At 43.4% G+C, this 20954-nt stretch carries 19 protein-coding genes and 5 tRNA genes; 1 reads left to right on the top strand and 23 read right to left on the bottom strand.

All coding sequences use genetic code 11. The annotated features are described in order from the left end of the window. Positions 1–59: 59 nt before the first annotated feature. From rpoB to tamL, 19 genes are all read right to left on the bottom strand, one after another. Complete coding sequence (rpoB, locus tag BLS65_RS00675) at positions 60–3875, bottom strand: DNA-directed RNA polymerase subunit beta (RefSeq protein WP_092434186.1); 3816 nt, start codon at positions 3873–3875, stop codon at positions 60–62. Positions 3876–3971: 96 nt separating this feature from the next. Further along, positions 3972–4340: a 50S ribosomal protein L7/L12 gene (gene rplL / locus BLS65_RS00670; RefSeq protein ID WP_092434182.1), complete on the bottom strand. Its 369-nt coding sequence runs from the start codon at positions 4338–4340 to the stop codon at positions 3972–3974. A gap of 35 nt (positions 4341–4375) precedes the next feature. Further along, positions 4376–4894, bottom strand: a complete 519-nt coding sequence (gene rplJ / locus BLS65_RS00665) for a 50S ribosomal protein L10 (RefSeq protein ID WP_092434179.1) — start codon at positions 4892–4894, stop codon at positions 4376–4378. Between the two features lie 28 nt (positions 4895–4922). Further along, entirely contained in the window at positions 4923–5618 is a 696-nt protein-coding gene (rplA, locus tag BLS65_RS00660) for a 50S ribosomal protein L1 (RefSeq protein ID WP_092434176.1), read from the bottom strand. A 24-nt stretch (positions 5619–5642) separates the two neighbouring features. Continuing rightward, positions 5643–6080 carry a 50S ribosomal protein L11 gene (rplK, locus tag BLS65_RS00655; protein ID WP_092434173.1) on the bottom strand — a complete coding sequence of 146 codons (438 nt, stop codon included), beginning with the start codon at positions 6078–6080 and terminating at the stop codon, positions 5643–5645. Between the two features lie 22 nt (positions 6081–6102). Continuing rightward, positions 6103–6654 (bottom strand): transcription termination/antitermination protein NusG, encoded by a 552-nt coding sequence (gene nusG / locus BLS65_RS00650; protein ID WP_092434170.1) that lies wholly within the window; start codon positions 6652–6654, stop codon positions 6103–6105. Between the two features lie 11 nt (positions 6655–6665). Then, positions 6666–6860, bottom strand: coding sequence for a preprotein translocase subunit SecE (gene secE / locus BLS65_RS00645; protein ID WP_092434167.1), 195 nt, complete (start codon positions 6858–6860; stop codon positions 6666–6668). A gap of 20 nt (positions 6861–6880) precedes the next feature. Next, a tRNA-Trp gene (locus tag BLS65_RS00640) sits at positions 6881–6953 on the bottom strand. Positions 6954–6992: 39 nt separating this feature from the next. Next, the gene (gene tuf / locus BLS65_RS00635) at positions 6993–8180 is read right to left on the bottom strand and encodes an elongation factor Tu (RefSeq protein WP_092434164.1); all 1188 of its coding nucleotides are present in this window, start codon (positions 8178–8180) and stop codon (positions 6993–6995) included. A gap of 51 nt (positions 8181–8231) precedes the next feature. After that, positions 8232–8306: transfer RNA gene (locus BLS65_RS00630), tRNA-Thr, on the bottom strand. A gap of 8 nt (positions 8307–8314) precedes the next feature. Next, positions 8315–8387, bottom strand: a tRNA-Gly gene (locus tag BLS65_RS00625). A 21-nt stretch (positions 8388–8408) separates the two neighbouring features. Beyond that, a tRNA-Tyr gene (locus tag BLS65_RS00620) sits at positions 8409–8491 on the bottom strand. A gap of 37 nt (positions 8492–8528) precedes the next feature. Next, positions 8529–8601 (bottom strand) — tRNA-Thr (locus tag BLS65_RS00615). Between the two features lie 123 nt (positions 8602–8724). After that, the gene (gene hpf / locus BLS65_RS00610) at positions 8725–9024 is read right to left on the bottom strand and encodes a ribosome hibernation-promoting factor, HPF/YfiA family (protein ID WP_092434161.1); all 300 of its coding nucleotides are present in this window, start codon (positions 9022–9024) and stop codon (positions 8725–8727) included. Positions 9025–9049: 25 nt separating this feature from the next. Beyond that, the gene (locus BLS65_RS00605; RefSeq protein WP_092434158.1) at positions 9050–9934 is read right to left on the bottom strand and encodes a tyrosine-type recombinase/integrase; all 885 of its coding nucleotides are present in this window, start codon (positions 9932–9934) and stop codon (positions 9050–9052) included. Positions 9935–10009: 75 nt separating this feature from the next. Continuing rightward, entirely contained in the window at positions 10010–10201 is a 192-nt protein-coding gene (gene rpsU, locus BLS65_RS00600) for a 30S ribosomal protein S21 (RefSeq protein WP_092434155.1), read from the bottom strand. A 93-nt stretch (positions 10202–10294) separates the two neighbouring features. Then, positions 10295–11200: a helix-hairpin-helix domain-containing protein gene (locus BLS65_RS00595; RefSeq protein WP_092434153.1), complete on the bottom strand. Its 906-nt coding sequence runs from the start codon at positions 11198–11200 to the stop codon at positions 10295–10297. A 103-nt stretch (positions 11201–11303) separates the two neighbouring features. Further along, positions 11304–12362: a class I fructose-bisphosphate aldolase gene (locus BLS65_RS00590; protein WP_092434150.1), complete on the bottom strand. Its 1059-nt coding sequence runs from the start codon at positions 12360–12362 to the stop codon at positions 11304–11306. 60 nt (positions 12363–12422) lie between these two features. Further along, positions 12423–14813: a translocation and assembly module lipoprotein TamL gene (gene tamL / locus BLS65_RS00585; protein WP_092434147.1), complete on the bottom strand. Its 2391-nt coding sequence runs from the start codon at positions 14811–14813 to the stop codon at positions 12423–12425. Positions 14814–14928: 115 nt separating this feature from the next. Between tamL and BLS65_RS00580 the strand changes: the two genes are divergently transcribed. After that, entirely contained in the window at positions 14929–15738 is an 810-nt protein-coding gene (locus BLS65_RS00580; RefSeq protein ID WP_244500646.1) for a TrmH family RNA methyltransferase, read from the top strand. Here BLS65_RS00580 and BLS65_RS00575 read toward each other — a convergent pair. From BLS65_RS00575 to BLS65_RS00560, 4 genes are read right to left on the bottom strand one after another with little or no spacing between them, the layout of a single operon-like run. Further along, a complete protein-coding gene (locus BLS65_RS00575; protein WP_092434144.1) occupies positions 15728–17284 on the bottom strand; it encodes an NAD(P)/FAD-dependent oxidoreductase in 1557 nt (518 codons plus the stop codon). The genes BLS65_RS00580 and BLS65_RS00575 overlap by 11 nt on opposite strands. Positions 17285–17293: 9 nt before the next feature. Then, positions 17294–18028: a type IX secretion/gliding motility protein PorT/SprT gene (porT, locus tag BLS65_RS00570; protein WP_170829948.1), complete on the bottom strand. Its 735-nt coding sequence runs from the start codon at positions 18026–18028 to the stop codon at positions 17294–17296. A 39-nt stretch (positions 18029–18067) separates the two neighbouring features. Next, complete coding sequence (ubiE, locus tag BLS65_RS00565) at positions 18068–18781, bottom strand: bifunctional demethylmenaquinone methyltransferase/2-methoxy-6-polyprenyl-1,4-benzoquinol methylase UbiE (RefSeq protein ID WP_092434139.1); 714 nt, start codon at positions 18779–18781, stop codon at positions 18068–18070. A gap of 29 nt (positions 18782–18810) precedes the next feature. Continuing rightward, complete coding sequence (locus tag BLS65_RS00560) at positions 18811–20886, bottom strand: AIR synthase-related protein (protein WP_092434136.1); 2076 nt, start codon at positions 20884–20886, stop codon at positions 18811–18813. Positions 20887–20954: the final 68 nt, after the last annotated feature.

Raw genomic sequence — 20954 nt, 5'->3', positions numbered from 1 at the left:
TGGGAAAATGCTGCCGGAGAAACCTCCGGCAGTATAAGATCAAACGTTAGTTACTTGAACTAATCAAGATTAACGCTCAGACCAAGGCCTCGTAGCTCATGGATAAGCACGTTGAGCGACTCTGGAATACCCGGTGTCGGCATAGCTTCTCCTTTGACAATTGCTTCGTATGCTTTGGCCCTACCAACCACGTCGTCAGACTTGATGGTGAGGATTTCCTGAAGTATATGTGACGCACCAAATGCCTCCAATGCCCAAACTTCCATTTCTCCAAAACGTTGACCCCCGAACTGAGCTTTACCTCCAAGAGGTTGTTGGGTAATCAATGAGTAAGGTCCAATAGAACGGGCATGCATCTTATCGTCAACCATGTGACCCAGCTTTAGCATGTAGATAATACCTACAGTTGCAGGCTGGTCGAATAACTCGCCAGTACCACCATCGCGAAGGATGGTTCTTCCATAACGAGGAACGCCAGCCTTATCGGTGTAATCGCAAATTTCTTCGAGGGTTGCACCATCAAAAATTGGAGTTGAAAAACGCAATCCAAGTTCCTTTCCTGCCCAACCTAAAACGGTCTCATAAATCTGACCAAGGTTCATACGAGAAGGTACACCCAAAGGATTTAGCACGATATCCACAATGGTACCATCATCAAGGAATGGCATATCCTCATCGCGGACAATACGGGAAACAATTCCCTTATTACCGTGACGACCGGCCATCTTATCACCAACCTTGATCTTTCGCTTTTTAGCGATGTAGACCTTTGCCAGCTGAACAATACCGGTTGGAAGTTCATCACCAATGGTGATATTGAATTTCTTACGCTTATGCTCGGCATCGTAGGCCTTAAACTTGGCAATAAAGTTATAAATAAGGGCGCGAATTTGATCATTCTTTGCCTTATCGGTAGTCCACTTGTTTGGATTGATGTTTAAATAATCAATCTCAGCAAGTTGCTTCTGGGTAAACTTCTGTCCCTTTGAGATAATCTCGGTGTGGTAATAATCGTAAACACCTTGCGATGTCTTGCCATTCACGAGAACGAACAGCTTGTCGATTAATACTTCCTTAATTACGTTGGCGTTCTTTTCGAACTCCTCCTCAATTTTAGTGAGCAAAGTTTTATCGGAGACCTTACCCTTTTTGGCATCCTTCATTGCGCGCGAGAAAAGTTTTTTCTCAATAACCACACCGTGCAATGAGGGAGAAGCCTTAAGGGAAGCATCCTTAACGTCGCCAGCTTTGTCACCGAAAATTGCGCGAAGCAACTTTTCTTCAGGAGAAGGATCAGATTCGCCCTTAGGGGTAATCTTACCAATGAGGATATCACCCGGTTCAACGTTGGCTCCAATACGAATCAAACCATTCTCGTCGAGGTTTTTTGTAGCCTCTTCGCTAACGTTTGGAATATCAGAAGTAAGTTCTTCCATACCGCGTTTGGTATCGCGAACTTCCATGATATACTCATCTACGTGAATTGAGGTGAATATATCTTCCCGAACAAGTCTTTCCGAGAGAACGATAGCATCCTCAAAGTTATAACCCTTCCATGGCATGAATGCCACTTTCAAGTTTCTACCCAGAGCCAATTCTCCACCCATGGTAGCATAACCCTCCGAAAGAATATCCCCAGCCTTTACCGCTTGACCCTTACGGACCTTTGGTTTCAGGTTTATACAGGTATTTTGATTCGTCTTTAAGTATTTAGGAAGACGATAGCGCTTAGTATCTGTTTCGAAAGAAACAAAACGCTCATCATCGGTCATATCGTATTTTACAACGATCTCCTTGGCGTCCACAAAATCGATTACCCCAGTTCCTTCGGCCACTACCTGAACGCGACTATCACTGATCACTGGTCCTTCAAGACCAGTTCCAACAATAGGGGCTTCTGGGCTCACCAAAGGTACTGCCTGGCGCATCATGTTCGATCCCATCAACGCACGGTTTGCATCGTCGTGCTCAAGGAAAGGAATAAGCGAAGCAGCAATGGAAGCAATTTGATTTGGGGCAACGTCCATTAAGTTTACCTCCATTGGCTCAGCCAATGGGAAGTCACCTTGATAACGGGCTTTAACGCGTGGATTGGAAAAGCGACCGTCGCTATCAAGCGGAGCATTAGCCTGAGCAATAATCTTCTTCTCTTCGTCTTCGGCGCTTAAGTATATAACCCCTTCGTCGGTGAGATCAACCTTACCCTCTTGAACTTGACGGTATGGTGTTTCAATGAAACCAAGTTTATTGATTTTAGCAAATACACAAAGAGACGAAATAAGACCGATGTTAGGTCCCTCTGGTGTCTCAATAGGGCAAAGCCTTCCGTAGTGAGTGTAGTGAACGTCACGCACCTCAAAACCGGCACGCTCTCGAGACAGACCGCCTGGTCCGAGTGCAGAAAGACGGCGTTTATGCGTCATTTCAGCCAGCGGATTGGTCTGGTCCATGAATTGAGAAAGCTGGTTCGTTCCGTAAAATGAATTAATTACGGAGGAGAGTGTTTTGCTATTTATAAGATCAATAGGAGTAAATACCTCATTATCGCGAACGTTCATACGCTCACGAATGGTACGAGCCATACGGGATAAACCAACACCAAATTGGTTTGCCAACTGCTCACCTACGGTACGAACCCTACGGTTGCTTAAGTGGTCAATATCATCTACGTCTGCCTTTGAATTTATAAGCTCAATTAAGTACTTAATAATGGCAATGATATCGGGTTTGGTAAGAACCTTAACGTCGGCACCAATGTCCAAATGCAGCTTCCTATTAATACGGAAGCGGCCTACATCACCGAGGTCATAACGCTTGTCGGAGAAGAAGAGCTTGTCGATTACGTCACGTGCAGTAGCCTCATCGGGTGGTTCCGAATTACGCAGTTGACGGTAAACGTAAATAACAGCCTCCTTTTCAGAGTTACAAGGGTCCTTCTGAAGGGTATTGTAAATAATGGCGTAATCGGAAAGGTTGTGATTTTCCTTATGAAGAAGTATCGACTTTGTTCCCGCATCAAGTATCTCATCAATGTGGCTATTTTCGAGAACCACTTCACGATCGATGATAACCTCATTTCTCTCAATGGAAACAACTTCTCCGGTATCTTCATCAACGAAGTCTTCAATCCAAGACTTAAGAACCCTAGCCGCCAATTTCCGGCCAACGTATTTCTTAAGGCTAGCCTTTGAAATTTTAATTTCATCAGCAAGGTCAAAGATTTCGAGAATATCTTTATCAGTTTCATAACCAATAGCGCGCAACAGGGTAGTAACCGGAAGTTTTTTCTTACGGTCAATGTATGCATACATAACACTGTTGATGTCAGTAGCAAACTCAATCCACGAACCCTTGAAAGGAATAATTCGCGCGGAATAGAGTTTAGTGCCATTGGCATGGATGCTCTGTCCAAAGAAAACTCCAGGAGAGCGGTGTAACTGCGAAACAACAACACGTTCAGCGCCGTTGATCAAAAAGGTGCCACGAGGGGTCATGTAAGGCACAGTGCCCAAGTAAACATCCTGAACTACTGTATCGAAATCCTCATGTTCAGGATCAGTACAATAGAGTTTGAGTTTGGCCTTTAGCGGAACGCTGTAAGTAAGGCCGCGCTCTAGACATTCCTCAATGGAATACCTTGGGGGGTCAATATAATAATCAAGGAATTCGAGAACGAAGTTATTGCGAGTATCAGTAATTGGGAAGTTTTCCGCAAATACTTTATACAGGCCTTCATTCTTCCTATTTTCGGGAGCTGTCCCAAGTTGGAAAAAATCCTGAAAAGATTTCAGCTGAATCTCAAGGAAATCAGGGTAGTCCAACCTTTTCTTTGTCGAAGCAAAGCTGATGCGTTCGCTTGTGTGTTGTAGAGACATTGTTTCCGGATTAGTTGAATGAAACTAATAAACAACAAAAAGGCTTAGAATCTACAGTGTAGATTCTAAACCCCTAAGACCTATTTTAGGTTGATGCTATTTAATCTCAACTTCAGCGCCTGCCTCTTCAAGTTGTGCTTTTATTGATTCGGCTTCTTCTTTAGAAACACCCTCTTTTACTGGCTTTGGAGCTGCGTCAACGAGTTCCTTAGCTTCCTTTAGACCTAAGCTGGTAATATCCTTAACCAACTTTACTACTTGAAGTTTTGCACCACCAGCAGCTTTAAGAACAACATCGAAAGTTGTTTTTTCTGCAGGAGCAGCGGCAGCAGCAGCAGGAGCGGCCATAGCCACAGCAGCAGCAGGCTCAATACCATGCTCGTCCTTTAGAATCTTAGCAAGCTCGTTTACTTCCTTTACAGATAGGTTTACCAAGTCCTCTGCAAATTTCTTAAGATCAGCCATTTTCCTTTGATTTTTAAAATTAATTCTTAACTAGATTATTCTTTTTCAGAAAGAGTTTTTACAACCCCTGTCAATTGTCGCTCACCCGATTGAAGTGCCGAAATAACATTTTTCGCAGGTGTTTGTAGCATCAAGATAATATCAGCCACAAGTTCATTCTTCGATTTAATGCTAATCAGAGTGTCGAGGTTCTCAGCACCAATGTATACTGATTGCTCTACAAAAGCAGCCTTTAAAACAGGCTTTTTATTCTTAATAGCGAAGTCTTTAATCAGCTTGGCAGGACCGTTACCGGAATTGCTAAACATGATAGAAGTAGAGCCATTTAGAACAGTAAATATTTCTGTATGCTCGAAGTTAATTTTCTCAAATGCTTTTTGGAGAAGGGTGTTTTTTACGACAACCAACTTGATTTCCTGTTCAAAGCATTTTCTCCTGAGCTCAGCCGTTTTAGCGGCGTTAAGGTCTCCTATGTCGGCAAGGTAAAAATGAGCGCTTCCCTGAATTTGCTCAGCTAAGCTTTCAATAATCTTGCCTTTATCTTCCTTTCTCATGATTCAAATCAGCCTTTTTCGTTAACAACTATTCAGTGATCGACTTTGGGTCAACCTGAATACCAGGACTCATAGTGCTAGAAAGGTAGATGCTCTTGATATAGGTACCCTTAGCAGCAGATGGTTTCAGCCTCATAATGGTGCTGAGGAACTCACGTGCATTATCCACTAGCATGTCAGGGGAGAAAGAAACTCTTCCAACACCCGAGTGAACGATACCAAACTTATCAACCTTAAAGTCGATTTTACCCTTTTTAACATCAGAGACAGCCTTACCAATTTCCATGGTAACGGTACCTGTTTTAGGGTTTGGCATTAATCCGCGTGGACCTAAAATACGACCTAGAGCACCCACCTTACCCATTACATTGGGCGAAGTGATAACAACGTCTACGTCGGTCCATCCACCTTTAATTTTCTCGATATAATCATCAAGACCTACGAACTCAGCACCAGCGTCTTTAGCTTCTTGCTCCTTGTCGGGAGTACAGAGAACCAATACACGAACTACTCGTCCAGTTCCATGAGGTAGGGTTACTACACCACGAACCATCTGATTTGCCTTGCGGGGGTCAACACCCAGTCTTACATCAACGTCTACCGAACCATCAAACTTCGTAAAGGTAATATCCTTTACAAGTTGGGTTGCTTCGGAGAGTTTGTATACTTTATTGGGGTCTACCTTGGCAAGTGCAATCTTCTGATTCTTAGAAATTTTTGTCATTTTCAAAGAATTTTTTAAATGTTACTAACCAGGGAATTCGCCCGTAACGGTGATACCCATACTTCTGGCAGTGCCAGCAACCATACGCATTGCAGATTCAATGGTAAAGCAGTTCAAATCGGGCATTTTCTCGCTTGCAATGAGGCGTACTTGTTCCCAAGTAACCGCAGCAACCTTATTCCGGTTTGATTCCGCTGAACCCGACTTCAACTTAGTAACTTCCAGCAGTTGCACTGCAACTGGAGGAGTTTTTACTATAAAGTCGAAAGACTTATCAGAATATACAGTAATGATTACTGGTAATACTTTCCCAGCGCGATCCTGAGTTCTGGCATTAAACTGCTTGCAGAACTCCATTATGTTCACCCCTTTTGAACCGAGTGCCGGTCCTACTGGAGGTGATGGGTTGGCTGCTCCACCTTTAATCTGCAGCTTAATCAATCCAGCAACTTCCTTAGCCATGTTGATTGCCTAAATTAAATTATTACTCTTTTTCTACTTGCATAAAGCCAAGCTCGAGAGGGGTCTTTCGTCCGAAGATTTTGACCATTACCTTGAGCTTCTTTTTCTCATCGTTCACCTCTTCAATAATGCCGGTGAAACTATTGAAAGGACCGTCGATTACTCGAACGCTCTCTCCAACACAATAAGGATTATTCAACTCTTCGCCTCCTTCGGTCAGTTCATCTACACGACCCAGTATTCTATTCACCTCGTTTTGACGCAAAGGAATAGCTTCTGTGTTGCTTTTAGAATCACCTAAGAAACCGATAACGTTGGGTATATTTCGCAAAATGTGCGGAATTTCGCCAACAAGCGCAGCTTCGATTAGAATGTATCCAGGATAAAAGATCCTCTCCTTACTGATTTTTTTACCATTTCTAATCTGATAAATTTTCTCAGTAGGGATGAGAACTTGGGTCACAAAATCCTGTAGGTTAAGACGGTTAACCTCGTTTTCGATATATTCTTTTACTTTCTTTTCCTTCCCGCCAATTGCTCGAAGAACATACCATCTCTTATCACCCTCGCTCATGATCCTCCTCCCTAAGCTTTAAGTAAGCCATAGAGCAATTCCATAATGTTCTTGAAGGACAAATCCATGACTAGAATTACCAGCGCAATGAGTAGGGAAGCAATCATTACAACTATTGCACTGTTTTGTAACTCTTTCCAGGTTGGCCAAGTCACCTTATGCATGAGCTCATTATAAGCCTCTTTAAAATACAATCCAATCTTCATAGCAAGTATTTTTATCAATGCACGGGAGGAGCGACTCGAACGCCCGACACTTGGTTTTGGAGACCAATGCTCTACCAACTGAGCTACACCCGTAAAAATGGGGCAGGGAAAACTCCCTACCCCTAATATTTATTACAAAACAATCTCAGTAATTTGTCCTGCACCTACAGTTCTACCACCTTCGCGGATAGCGAAGCGGAGACCTGGAGCCATAGCAACTGGAGTGATCAGGTTAACGGTAACAGAGATATTGTCACCAGGCATAACCATTTCAACACCTTCTGGCAACTTGATTTCGCCAGTTACGTCAAGAGTTCTGAGGTAGAACTGAGGACGGTAGTTGTCGTGGAAAGGAGTGTGGCGTCCGCCTTCTTCTTTCTTCAACACGTAAACCTCAGCCTTGAATACAGTGTGAGGAGTAACCGAACCTGGCTTGGCAATAACCATACCACGACGGATTTCCTTCTTATCAATACCACGGAGTAGAAGACCTACGTTGTCGCCAGCTTCACCTGTATCGAGCAACTTACGGAACATTTCAACACCGGTACAAACCGATTTCTTAGGAGCATCACCAAGACCGATGATGGCAACTTCTTCACCAACCTTGATAACACCAGTTTCGATTCTTCCAGTAGCAACGGTACCACGACCGGTGATAGAGAATACATCTTCAACAGGCATCAAGAAAGGCTTTTGATTCTCGCGAGGAGGAATTGGGATCCAATTATCAACCGCTTCCATCAATTCAACCACTTTCTCTTCCCATTCTGGTTCACCGTTAAGTGCGCCAAGAGCAGAACCGCGGATCACAGGAGCATTGTCGCCGTCGAACTTGTAGAAAGAGAGAAGTTCTCTAACTTCCATTTCAACGAGGTCAAGCATTTCTGGATCGTCAACCATGTCCACCTTGTTAAGGAAAACCACGATACGAGGAACATTTACCTGACGAGCAAGTAGGATGTGCTCACGTGTTTGTGGCATTGGACCGTCAGTTGCAGCAACAACGATAATAGCACCGTCCATTTGAGCAGCACCAGTAACCATGTTCTTTACGTAGTCAGCGTGACCAGGACAGTCAACGTGAGCGTAGTGACGGGTAGCTGTTGAATACTCAACGTGAGCAGTGTTAATGGTAATACCACGCTCTTTTTCCTCAGGAGCGTTGTCAATTGAATCGAAGCTACGAACTTCGGACCAACCCTTTTTTGCAAGTACGGTGGTGATAGCAGCCGTAAGAGTTGTCTTACCATGGTCAACGTGACCAATGGTACCTATGTTAACGTGCGGCTTCGACCTGTCAAATTTTTCTTTAGCCATAACTCAAAATATTAGATAGTTTAAAATCTTTGAAGGTTTACCACAAAAAACTGGAGCCGATGATGGGAATTGAACCCATGACCTCTTCCTTACCAAGGAAGTGCTCTACCCCTGAGCTACATAGGCAAAAAAAGAGCGGGAGACGAGACTCGAACCCGCGACCCTCAGCTTGGAAGGCTAATGCTCTACCGACTGAGCTACTCCCGCTTAATTCCAAAATTCAAAGAGTGGGGAAAGCAGGATTCGAACCTACGAAGGCGTACACCAGCAGATTTACAGTCTGCCCCAGTTGGCCACTTTGGTATTTCCCCTTCCAATTTTTTTGGAAGGCATTTTGCCGAAAACATGAGCCGATGGAGGGACTCGAACCTCCGACCAGCTGATTACAAATCAACTGCTCTACCAACTGAGCTACATCGGCGACATGCAAGATATTTAAAAGAACATCGACTTTCGAGGCATAATTTACCTCTGAAAATCGGAGGGCAAATGTATAACTTTTTGCTTTCCTTGCAAAATTAGAATGCTCTTTTTTTAAAAATAATTAAAGTCCCTTCTGTTTTTCCTTATACTTAGACACTTGCTTCTTTAACGCATCAAGGCAAAGATCGGCTGCTTCTTCGAATGTTTTCGCTTGTTTGGTGGCAAATACATCGTATCCCGGAACCTCAAGTCGAATTTCGACAACCTTATTGTCGGTATCTTGAGCGTTTTCAAGGCGTAAAAAAACTTCCGCACCTAAAATACCCTCATAGTAACGGGGCATCTTTTCTAATTTCTGAGTTAAGAAGTCAACGAGTTTTTGGTCCGCTGTAAACTTAATGGATTGAATCTTTACGTTCATAGTAAATCCTCCTAGTTATATTAATTTAAGCTCTGGGATGAGCTAGATTATAAATACTCTTTAATTTTTCGAAAGAAGTGTGGGTATAAACTTGAGTAGCGCCTAAGTTCGCATGGCCTAACAGTTCCTTTATAGCAGAGAGGTCAGCTCCATGGTTAAGCAAATGAGTTGCAAATGAGTGTCTCAATACGTGGGGACTTAATTTGGTCATTGAACTAATAAAACCGAGTGCATCGTGTACCTCTCTATAAACAAGTTTTGCATAAATTGGTTTACCCGAATCGGTAGTAAAAAGACAACTATTTTTGCCATCACCAACAAGATGCTGACGTGCTTTCATATAGCGAGACAACGTTTCAAGCAACTCTGGGGTGGCTGGGATAATCCGCTCCTTATCCCCTTTCCCGATCACGCGAATTTGCCTCTGGACGAAATCAACCTGCGAGAGTTGCAGTGAAACTAACTCTCCCCTCCGAATACCCGTGGAATAAAGCAACTCAACAATAGTTTTCTGCCTAAGAGCGGCAAAACTATCGTCGGTTGGCAGCAGAGTGTCAAGAAGGGTTAGAATAGCCATTTCCTCGATAAAAACCGGAAGTTTTTTCTGCACCCGTGGAGCAACAATTTTTTGCACAGGATTCATTGAAACATATCCTTCGCGCATTAGAAAACGGTAAAAATGTTTCAATGCAGAAATTTTTCGGGATACGGAACGGGCAGCATACTTCTTCTCCAATAAAGAAACAACCCACCTACGGATCATTTTATGATCGACGCTAGATGGGTCAAAATCTTTCAACTCGCTTCCAGTAAAGGATACAAATTGATTTATGTCATCAATGTACGATTTCACCGTGTGTGGTGAAAAACGTCGTTCTGAGTGCAGGTATTGAAAAAATAGGCCTATCATATTAACCTCTAAAATACTCGGTTTTTACTAGAAAACCAAATAAAAAAGAACTATTTTAAGCCTTACTGCAATCGGCTACTCTTCAGCTTCCTGTAATTTCAGAACGTATACAGCCTTCTTCATTTCGTCACGCCTCTTGATAGAAGGCTTTGTGAAAAATTGACGCTGTCTTAGTTCCTTAATAATACCGGTCTTCTCAAATTTCCTCTTGAATTTTTTGAGAGCCCGTTCAATGTTTTCTCCCTCTTTTATTGGAATAATGATCATGGCGATACTTGTTTAATTGAAGCGCAAAATTATTATTAAAAAGAGATTCTGCAAAATTTTCGACCATTAATTTACAGGAAATAGAGTCAATAATCAAAACTTGATGTAAGGGCGTAGTTTTCGGGCTACTGTGGGTGGTAAAATTCTGTTATGCACCAACTCGTCCAGCGATTGTATTTTGCCCACTTTACCACGGTAAAACTCTATTGCATTTGCCTGATATTTTGAAACATAAGGATGCTTCGCCATACTATCGGGGGATAAATAATTTATAGGCCAGCTTACTATCTTTGTAGAGTCAACAATGAGTTGATCCTTCATCAGCAACAGATTTTCGGCACGTAAACCATAAATATCCAGGAGTTGATCGGCACTATAAAAGCCACCTAATTGACGACGATACACTATTATTTTATGTGCCAGCACAGGACCGATACCTTTTATTCGCAGCAGAGAAACCGAATCTGCCCCGTTTATCTCCACCGGAAAACTGACCACAAAGGAATCTCTTTTACTAAAAAGTAATGGATTGAATTTTTTAAAGGCTAGCGAATCGGGGATGATTAAAAATGGAATAATCGCATCCGACAACTCCTCGCCGAGCCCGTATAACTTCTTAATATCATCCGCTTTTCGAAAAACGCCACCTTTACTCCGATAACCCAGAAGACTTTTAACCGTCTTGTCGGGAAGCCCCATGCTATGAAGTTGCTCTGCGGTAACATCATTAGGATTAAATGGCCGAAGCGATAGAGGATGCGGTGAGCGTGAAGTTGTGGTTGCTTCATAGTAGGATTCGGAGGCGTCTTCCATCAAAAGATCGTTAATTCGTTTGGCCTCGGAAACAAGTGTTGGGTCTGCGCGGGTTACTGGCGGTTCGGGGTAGAACTTTGCAATAGTAACAGCACAGGTCGAAACTACCAGTAAAAACCACACGCCCTTTCTTTCGGCACCTGAAAAGGAAAACCACTCTTTAATGAAACTCCGCCAAAACCTCATAACCAATCAATAGGATAGTTATTGTCCGTATAAGTATTCCGATTAGGACGACAAAATGGATGGACTCATTCAAAAATCAATAATGAAGAGCCCACCCAATGTATTAGGCAAGGGTTATCTTCTTCTCTAAATAAACGTCTTGAATGGCGTTTAGTAGAGTGATACCCTCTCCCATGCTTTTCTGGAAGGCTTTTCGTCCGGAAATCAAGCCCATTCCACCTGCACGCTTATTAACAACGGCCGTAGCAACGGCTTCAGCTAAATCGGATTCGCCACTCGACGCACCGCCTGAGTTAATTAATCCGGACCGACCCATATAACAACCAGCAACCTGATAGCGGGTAAGATCGATGGGATGATTAGTTGTGAGCTGTGTATAGACCTTTTCGGAGGTCTTACCAAAGCCAATAGCTTTAAATCCCCCGTTGTTTTCGGGAAGTTTCTGCTTGATTATGTCAGCCTGAATGGTAACTCCTAAGTGATTTGCCTGACTGGTAAGATCGGCTGCTGCGTGGTAATCGATGCCATCCTTATTAAAACCATTGTTGCGAAGGTAGCACCACAGAACGGTTACCAACCCAAGTTCATGCGCCCGCTCGAAGGCTTGGGCAACCTCCACAAGCTGCCTGTTCGATTCCTCTGAACCAAAATAGATGGTAGCGCCCACGGCCGTAGCGCCCAAATTCCAAGCTTCATCCACCGATCCGAACATGATTTGATCGTACTTATTTGGATAGGTGAGCAATTCGTTGTGATTTAGTTTAACGATAAAAGGGATTTTGTGGGCGTATTTGCGGGAACAAGCAGCCAATACCCCGAAAGTGGAAGCAACTGCATTCGCACCACCCTCAAGGGCAAGTTTAACGATGTTTTCAGGGTCGAAGTAAATGGGGTTTGGTGCAAAGGATGCACCAGCAGTGTGCTCTATTCCTTGATCCACGGGCAAGATAGACAAATAGCCAGTGTCCTTTAACCGTCCATGGCCAAGAAGACACTGCATATTCTTCATTACCTGTGGAGAGCGGTTGCTAAGGGCCACAATTCGATCAACAAAGTCTGCACCCGGATGGTGAAGGCTTGCCTTATCAATGGTTTTGCACTGATGATCTAGAAGGAAGGATGCCTTATCTCCTAGAAGTTCTACAATCTTATTGTAAGACATGGCAATAAAAAGTTTGGTTTACCCAAACTTACGATATTTTTTAATGCCAATATCTTTTTTCTAGAAAGGATAGTTTATTCCAAAATGGAATGCAAGATCATTAAAGAGTAAAGGACGACTACCCAGCACCAATCGGTTGGCTACATCTTGAGCTGGATCGTAGACCTTAATTCCGGAATCTATCCTAAATATAAAAAAGCCAAAGTTGAAGCGTATACCAAGGCCCGTGCCAACCGCAATTTCTTTGTAGAACCGTTTAGGATCAAAGGAGGCACCCGCTCTTGTGTCGGTTGATGAGAGCGCCCAAATATTGCCAGCATCGACAAAATATGCGCCTTCCAACTTCCAAAACAGCTTAAACCGATACTCGAAATTTGCCTCTAATTTCATATCCGAAGAAGATGTGGGATAGGTACCTACAAGCGTATCCTTATATGAACCAGGTCCAAGTGATCTTACTTGCCAGCCCCGGTTGCTGTTTGCCCCGCCAGCAAAAAACTGTCGCTCAATAGGGAGTACCTTAGAGTTCCCGTATGGAACGCCTATCCCCGCATATGCTCTATAAACAAAAGTATTGGCATCATTAACAACATGATTGAAGGTATAATTAGCCTCACATCGGATATACTGGGCAAACCGTGTCCCTAGAAACTCATAATTCCCATCGGGTTGTGGCTCCTTAAGAAGTTTGCTTACTCCTTGCAGCAAATTTCCAGCCATATCTGCATTGACCCTGAAGGTTGAAAAGTTTATCACTTTATTTGCTTGCCGATTAGAGAATATAAAAGAATACGACGCACCTGCCACAATATGGTTTTGATAGCTGTTTCTCAAAAAATCATCCTTTAAACTGCTGTAAAAAGCACTGTCGACAACCGGCAAATCAACGATATTTAAATCAATTGGATTAACGATCATGCTGATGCGCTTGGTCTGATTCCATCGGTAACCAAAAGTAACATTAAGCACCGTTCGTGTATAATCGGGTCTGCGCTGAAAATTATAAGAAGAAGATATTTGCGTTTTTGGACTGTAGGTAGTATGAATATCGTCGATTCTAAAGGGCATTAAGAACCGAGGTATTGTAAGCGCAGTGGAGGCACCTGTTTCCACTGAGGTGCCAAAGGAGTTAGATCCCTTCTTTTTGATAAATTCCAAGGCAACTTTAACTTTTGTTTCGAATATTTCAGCCCCATGGAATAAGTTTTTATGCTGGTATGCTAAATTTCCAGCAAAGCCATAATCTCCAGATGAGTTAGTTCCTTCAACCTCTACTGTATAGCTTTGCTGGCTAAATGGAAGCAGAAAGATGCTAGCCGAAAGGCCGGGGGTAACTGTCAACGTAGTATCAATTTCGCCCTTATGTAAGGAGGAGTCTACTGCTTCCTCAAAGAGATCTGCGGCACTGGGCTCTACTATTATTGCCTCTTTCCTTGGTTCACTAAATTGAAAAGAGATGTTCCGAAATAATCTCAGAGATGAAAAATTATTATACGTGTTATTTACATTCTTTTCACTGTAAAGGCTATCCACAAACAGGTAGTTGGTTCGATAAACAGTACTCGGCTTTATCTTAAACTCCTTTCGATTGAATATCCTAATTCCCTTGTAATCAGTCTCTGCATAAGCACCCAGGTAACTAGAATCAGTAATAGCCTTCACACCATCGTAGGCGGTATATATCTTTACCTCCTTAATTTTATAGATTGGATGGGGAACCCTAACAATCGTTCCATTGTCAGTTTTCATGGGATAGTTGACGATCTTGACCTCCAACGCAACTCTTTTGCGACCAAGGCTAGTATCCGCCTCAAAAAAAATAAAATTCTTATTGAACTGATAATAGCCCTGATTGCGAAGAAGCATAGACAGTCTTGCTCGCTCGTCCTCCAAAATATCTCTATCGAATCGAACACCGCTTTTCACCAGTGAAAAAGAGCCGGCTGCTAGAACTTTTCTGTAAAGAAGTGTATCCTGAATTGAATAAAAAACAGAATCGACAGTATAGGGATCATTTAGTGTTATTAAAAAAGATTCCGTTACCTTCTTAGGTCCATTAAAGATAATTGTATCTTCGATCACCGAATTATAATAACCTTTACTTTTTAGAAAAAGTCCAACTTGTTCAACGCTTCGCTCATGTAAAAACTCATCATAAATAACAGGTTCTTCGCCAATGGCCTTGAGCCAGCGATAAAAGCGGTTCGTTCTGGTTGCTGAGGAGAGATTGTATAGGCCAAGGTGGAACCTTACAAAGAATATGCGTTTGTTGGGCTTCTGCTTAGTATAGGAAGCGATATCATCCTCGGAAACACCCTTTCCGTCTACCTTTATTTCGCTCTTATTTAAGAGTTGCTTGCCCTCGGGAACATACTTAGTGGTTGAACAGGAATAAGTTACCACGACAATGACACTCAAAATGATAAACTTGTTCCAAGGAATGAATTGCATCGTAAAAATTTTAGCCTAAATTATAAAAAAAACCATCACCGATAGCATCTTTAGCTAATTGCAATGAGGTAATACTTACTTTTGCCACAGCCCTAAGCAATAGAACAGGTCCTTGATGAACAAGAGAATTTGTAACTTTGACCAATATTTAACGCAGATGCTTACTAAAAACGAAATAAAACGGATTGTTTCCTTAAAACAAAAAAAGTTTAGGCAAGAGGAAAACCTCTTTATGGCCGAAGGAGAGAAACTTATTGTTGAGTTAATTGCTGCGGGGTTAAATCCCCAGAACATATACATGCTCGAAGGATACGTCAATCACACCAGCATTTTAAACAACCCGACAACCTTAGTGATTTCGGAGATGGAGATGGGGCGCATTTCGAACTTAACCACCCCCGCCTCCACCCTAGCCGTATTCCATATGCCCAAATACCATCTTAACTCCGCTGAGATAAAGGAGCAACTGGTAATTGCCCTCGACGACATTCAGGATCCCGGCAACCTAGGGACGATTATTCGACTTTGCGTATGGTTTGGCGTGACCAACCTTGTATGCTCAACCGAAACCGTTGATTGCTATAATCCAAAAGTGGTTCAGGCGAGCATGGGTGCCTTGGCCAAAGTAAAAATTCACTACACCAATTTATCCAATCTCCTTGAAGTGATGCAATCCAACGGTATCCCGATTTTTGGAACCTTTTTAGAAGGGGAAAACCTTTATCAATCTCACCTCCCTAAAAACGGCATTATAGTTATGGGCAATGAGGGTAATGGCATTTCCAAAAATGTTGAAAATATCATCTCCAACAAGATAACCATCCCTGCCTTTACAAATGATCCAGCGGGAGCAGAATCGTTGAACGTAGCTACTGCTACCGCAATAATTCTTTCCGAATTTAGACGTAACGGATTTACCGACTGAGCCAGCGCTGGGCAGCATCGGCGCAAACCTGACCATCCATCGCCGATGAAGTGATGCCTCCGGCATATCCAGCCCCTTCTCCGCAGGGGAAGAGCCCTTCAAGACTTATATGCATAAAGGTGTTCTCATCGCGTGGAATTCTCACAGGCGACGATGTGCGAGATTCAACTCCAACAATAAGTGCCTCATTGGTTAAGAAGCCATGCATCTTCCCATCGAACGCTTTAAATCCCTCTCTTAACCGCTTTCCAATATGCTGGGGTAACCATTCATTCATTGGGCTGGAAGTTAAGCCCGGATGGTAGGAGCAAGAAGGCAGTGTATTGGACACCTTTCCATCCACAAAATCGGCCAACCGTTGGGCTGGGGCCACTTGACCTGAACCGCCGTACTGGAATGCCTTCTTTTCGAGTTGCGATTGCATAATTAAACCACCAAGAACCCCATGTCCTTTGTAGCTAAGTAAGTCTTCTACCCGAATTTCTACGGCCATACCTGCGTTGGCATATTTTGAATTCCGCTCGCTTGGCGACATACCATTCACAACTACCTCCCCAGGCGAAGAGGCTGCAGGTACGATAAAACCACCTGGACACATGCAAAAGGAGTAAACACCTCTCTCTTCGACCTGCTGAACCAATGAGTAGGATGCTGCAGGTAAATACTCGTCGCGCGTGGGCATGTGGTATTGTATGCTATCGATTAGCGGTTGAGGATGCTCAACCCTTACTCCCATAGCAAATGGTTTTGCTTCCAAGGCAATGCCCTTGTTATATAGAAGGTGGTAAATGTCGCGAGCCGAGTGTCCTGTTGCCAGAATTACAGCCTTGGCGCTGAATACCTCACCTGCACAAGCCACTCCGGTAATGTGATTCCCTGAGACAAGCAAATCGTCTACACGTTTGCCAAAGAAAACAGCTCCACCTGCATCAATTATTGCTTGCCGCATAGCGGTTACTACGCGAGGAAGCACATTGGTTCCAATGTGCGGGTGAGCATCGTAAAGGATGCTATCCTGAGCTCCAAATTGATGAAACACATGAAGCACGGAACTTATATCGCCACGTTTTTTTGAGCGGGTGTAAAGTTTTCCATCGGAGAATGTTCCGGCACCGCCCTCCCCAAAAGCATAGTTGGAGTCGGGATCAACGCCTAAATTCCGATTGATGGTTGCGATGTCACGCTTTCGTGCACTAACCTCTTTTCCGCGTTCTAATATGATTGGTCGAAAGCCATGTTCAATGAGCCGAAGGGCAGCAAATAAACCAGCAGGTCCGGCACCCACAATCACCACAGGTTCGGCCAAGGCAACATTTTTTAGCTGCAATGGCTCGTAAGTATGGGTTGGCACAGCCTCGTTAACGAACACGCTCAACCCAAGATTTACCTTGATCTGACGTCCCCTTGCATCTATGGATTTTCGAATAATTCGGACCCCGGTAACTTCAGCAACGGAGATATTGAGTTTTTCGGCAACTTGCGCCTTCAATAAAGGCTCCTCCGAAGCCTGCCTAGGGCTTAATGTGAGCGATAATTCAATGGGCATTTCTTTTGGCTATTCAAAGTGGAACGCAATGACGAATAATTGGGATTGGATTTTATCGAGGGCTTTAACGTAACTCTCACCACCTTCAACCAGATCGGGAGATAGAACGTTGGAGATACCGGCAGAATACTTCATTTCGATGGAAAACTTAAAATAGGTGAGGTAAAAGTCGAGCCCGGCACCAAATTCATAGTAAACATCGGAACTGTTTAGCCTAACGTATATTCCCTCTTTATTGTTGAGTTTTTTATAGGCTGCAACGTCGAACCGGGGATTTATACCTGCAATTAAATAGGGTCGAATATCGCCCGATCGCTTAGCCTTATACTTTATTAAGATGGGTACCTCAATAAAGGAGGACTCCAGATTCATAGTAGTGAGTAATTTTCCACTAGGTTCGTAGTATTTCAAATCGCGCTGTCCAAACGATAAGCCGGGAAGACAACGAACGCTGAAATACTCGTTGAGTCGATAATCGGTTATAATATTTACATTGAAACCAGGCACCATCCCGCTCGCATCGGCCCATAACGCAGTTGTGTCTCCTAGACCAATTTCTTGTGGTTTACCATTATTCTTTATGGTGAAGTCCATGAAGTTGAAACCCAAAGAAAAACCAAAATGGAATGGCTTCCCATAGTCGTAATCCAACTGAGTAAATGGCTTATCGTTACGCTGAGCCATTGCCTTGTTTGAGAACAACGATAAGGATACAATTATTAGAATGGATATAGCTATTCTCATGGTATAATTTTGCATCTTCAAAACGGCCATCATTCCTGATTATTGCCGTTTGGCCTTAATAATCTTCTCACCTGTGTATATGGAAGCAATGCCAAAGCTAAGTCGCTTCTCTCTAACATTAGAAAAACCAGCCTCGCGCATAAGGTGTAAAAACCGTTCGCCATTTGGGAACTGCAAAACCGATTCGGGCAAATATGTATACGCCTCGTGGTGACCCGAAAACATCTTACCAAAGAATGGAAGTACCTTTAAAAAGTAGAACTTATAAAACTGAACAATAGGGAAACGGCGCGGCATGGAAAACTCGAGCACAGCAACCACTCCACCGGGTTTTAAAACTCTGCACATATCGGCCAATCCAGCATCAAGATTGGCAAAGTTTCTTACTCCAAACGAAACAGCAACCGCGTTGAATGAGTTTGTGGGAAAAGGTAGGCTTTCAGAGTCGCCATAGAGCAACGTTATGATATCACTCAGCCCTTTACGAGCAATTTTTTTTCTTCCCACCTCGAGCATTCCCTCCGAAATGTCAACCCCAACGATTCCATCTGGTTTAAGACGGGTAAGGGCTATTGCCAGGTCGCCGGTTCCCGAGGCCACATCCAAAATACGCTCCGGTTTGTAAGGTGCTATTAGTTTAACTAACTTTCTTCGCCAAACCTTATCGATATTGAGGGACAAAAAGTGATTCAAAAAATCGTAGGTTGGAGCGATACTATTAAACATTCCGATAACCTTATCTTTATCTGCCATAATGAATTAAACGTTAATTATTCCAAGCACTAAACAAAATACTTTCGAAGATCATAGATAAAGCCATAAGAAACATCGTCTATCCTCACTTCGGCCTTAGTAACATGGCCAAGGGTGCGAAAGTTCTGCTTTTGAGCAACCATAAAATCGATGAATTGAACTTCCCGTGACGAAGCAACTGTTACTGCGGCCATTCCAGGTGCTTCACCAAATAAAAAGGCGTTAGGTGTAATTTCAGAATCGGTAGTAATATCGAAGCCTAAACCGCTGGCATGTCCACACTCAATTAAGGAGGTGAATATTCCGCCCCTTCCGACGCTGTGGGCCGAACTTAATATCCCTAATTGAAATAGTTTATGGATTGTTTTCTGTAGGCGAAACTCCTTGGCTAAATCGAAATAGGGCAATTCAGCCTTTTGTTCGAGTCCGAGAGACTTCTCCAATTCGCTTCCATTGATCGTAAGTGCAGGATCACCGAGAAGGTAGATCATATCGCCTTTCTCCATAAAGGTACGTGCCAACGGTACAGGACCATCAACAATTCCTAAGACTGCAATAGAGGGTAATATGGTCTCCTGTTCGCCAACACGCTCTTTAACAAAAGGTTTTTGCAAAGACCCCACAACGCCCCATTTGGCCGAGACCTCTTCAAATATCTGCTGAAGTCGTCCAACCAATTCGAACTGGGCTTCGGTACCTCCAAAAACGGCGGGTACAAGGGTCGCCTGCAACGGAACAGCCCCAGAGCAAATGACTTTCCGAGTAGCCTCAGCAAAGTTGAGCACAAGGGCCCGTTCCTGATCAATTTGGGATAGACGCGGATTTAAAACTTCTGCAACTGCAAGATGGCGCTTTAGCGTTCGGAGTACATTTATACCCGCATCGGAGGGGTTACTCAAATTGGGGCCCCCTTGCAAACTGGAGTCAAACTGCTCCTTGAACCAGAGTTTGGGCGAAAAGCTGGTACTGGAAAGAACCACCTCAATAGCTTCTTGCAGACTAACCACATCAGTATCATCGGCAAGAACAATTTTATCAAAGCAAGGAAGGTTGTATCTTGTAACTGTGATCTTCTCCTCAGTAAACTCCTTGCCCAAACCTATAGGGAAAATTAGCGATTCATCCCGCAACCCTCTAATATTTACAACTTCCTCAGAGATTATCTCGCCGATGCAGGAATAGGGAATATCCCATTTTTCGAGGATGGCTTCCAAAATATTCTCCTTCCCTATTGGGCAAACAGCAATTAACCTATTTAACGTTTCAGAGACGAGTATCTCCGAGTTCGAACAGTCGACTTTCCCCGTTAAGATTTTGGTTAAGTCAATAGAAATTCCTAAGCGCCAACGCATCGCCAGCGTAATGGATGCATTAAGTAAGCCAAGTGTAGTTAGAGACTCAACATCATCAATTAAATCGGCTTTAAAAAGATCACCCAGAGCAAAGTCAATTTGCTTAGCAAATATGCCGTTGCTTGGGGAGTCAAAATTGGTCTTAAAACCAAATGCTCGAGTAAGAATACCCGACTCCTTGCTATAGAATGTAGGAAGGGTAAAGTCTCCAAACATAAATACCTTTTGACCTTCGGCTAGCGGACGCTTACACTCAGCCCCCTTTCGAACGCCAATGATAGTGCTACAAACAAAAGGCTCGGCATCTAATTCCGAAGAGACAATCACTCCGCCCTCAATCATTGGGATTCCAAGTCCTTGCGTAAACTGGCTCAACCGCAGTGTAGCGTCGCTTGTAGCTTTATTGATTACGACATCGGGGGAAACCAACCAATGGGCATAGGATGTTGGCTTGAATCCATTTACTGCTAAATGCCAAAACCCATCCGAGATACGTTCCAGTCCATCAACCAACGGTTTTCCATTGGAAAAGGCAACAGACTGCTGCAATGATGCATACCATCCCTCGCCAATACTACAGTAGGAAAGTGGTGGAGTGGTTTGCTCAATATTTGCTTGAATGGCCAAAGTAAATAGGGCTACACGCTCCAACTCACCACCTTGTTCTTCCATTAGCTGCATAAGTCTTTCTTGGGCTACGTCGGCTAGATTAGCTTCGTGCAGTAAGACTTTAAGCGATTTCAGAGGAGTCATTTAGCCGGATTCTAGTTTATGGACAAATATAGCGTTTTTGGGCACTACAACACAATAGCGCCTCTGCA

It is taken from the genome of Williamwhitmania taraxaci, assembly GCF_900096565.1.
Classification (GTDB): Bacteria; Bacteroidota; Bacteroidia; order Bacteroidales; family Williamwhitmaniaceae; genus Williamwhitmania; species Williamwhitmania taraxaci.
This window is presented reverse-complemented; position numbering and strand designations above follow the sequence as displayed.

What these genes read in the sequence shown, in the direction of transcription:
- rpoB (WP_092434186.1), bottom strand. Translation starts at nt 3,875, where the DNA reads ATGTCTCTACAACACACAAGCGAACGCATCAGCTTTGCTTCGACAAAG.
- rplL (WP_092434182.1), bottom strand. Translation starts at nt 4,340, where the DNA reads ATGGCTGATCTTAAGAAATTTGCAGAGGACTTGGTAAACCTATCTGTA.
- rplJ (WP_092434179.1), bottom strand. Translation starts at nt 4,894, where the DNA reads ATGAGAAAGGAAGATAAAGGCAAGATTATTGAAAGCTTAGCTGAGCAA.
- rplA (WP_092434176.1), bottom strand. Translation starts at nt 5,618, where the DNA reads ATGACAAAAATTTCTAAGAATCAGAAGATTGCACTTGCCAAGGTAGAC.
- rplK (WP_092434173.1), bottom strand. Translation starts at nt 6,080, where the DNA reads ATGGCTAAGGAAGTTGCTGGATTGATTAAGCTGCAGATTAAAGGTGGA.
- nusG (WP_092434170.1), bottom strand. Translation starts at nt 6,654, where the DNA reads ATGAGCGAGGGTGATAAGAGATGGTATGTTCTTCGAGCAATTGGCGGG.
- secE (WP_092434167.1), bottom strand. Translation starts at nt 6,860, where the DNA reads ATGAAGATTGGATTGTATTTTAAAGAGGCTTATAATGAGCTCATGCAT.
- tuf (WP_092434164.1), bottom strand. Translation starts at nt 8,180, where the DNA reads ATGGCTAAAGAAAAATTTGACAGGTCGAAGCCGCACGTTAACATAGGT.
- hpf (WP_092434161.1), bottom strand. Translation starts at nt 9,024, where the DNA reads ATGAACGTAAAGATTCAATCCATTAAGTTTACAGCGGACCAAAAACTC.
- BLS65_RS00605 (WP_092434158.1), bottom strand. Translation starts at nt 9,934, where the DNA reads ATGATAGGCCTATTTTTTCAATACCTGCACTCAGAACGACGTTTTTCA.
- rpsU (WP_092434155.1), bottom strand. Translation starts at nt 10,201, where the DNA reads ATGATCATTATTCCAATAAAAGAGGGAGAAAACATTGAACGGGCTCTC.
- BLS65_RS00595 (WP_092434153.1), bottom strand. Translation starts at nt 11,200, where the DNA reads ATGAGGTTTTGGCGGAGTTTCATTAAAGAGTGGTTTTCCTTTTCAGGT.
- BLS65_RS00590 (WP_092434150.1), bottom strand. Translation starts at nt 12,362, where the DNA reads ATGTCTTACAATAAGATTGTAGAACTTCTAGGAGATAAGGCATCCTTC.
- tamL (WP_092434147.1), bottom strand. Translation starts at nt 14,813, where the DNA reads ATGCAATTCATTCCTTGGAACAAGTTTATCATTTTGAGTGTCATTGTC.
- BLS65_RS00580 (WP_244500646.1), top strand. Translation starts at nt 14,929, where the DNA reads ATGAACAAGAGAATTTGTAACTTTGACCAATATTTAACGCAGATGCTT.
- BLS65_RS00575 (WP_092434144.1), bottom strand. Translation starts at nt 17,284, where the DNA reads ATGCCCATTGAATTATCGCTCACATTAAGCCCTAGGCAGGCTTCGGAG.
- porT (WP_170829948.1), bottom strand. Translation starts at nt 18,028, where the DNA reads ATGAGAATAGCTATATCCATTCTAATAATTGTATCCTTATCGTTGTTC.
- ubiE (WP_092434139.1), bottom strand. Translation starts at nt 18,781, where the DNA reads ATGGCAGATAAAGATAAGGTTATCGGAATGTTTAATAGTATCGCTCCA.
- BLS65_RS00560 (WP_092434136.1), bottom strand. Translation starts at nt 20,886, where the DNA reads ATGACTCCTCTGAAATCGCTTAAAGTCTTACTGCACGAAGCTAATCTA.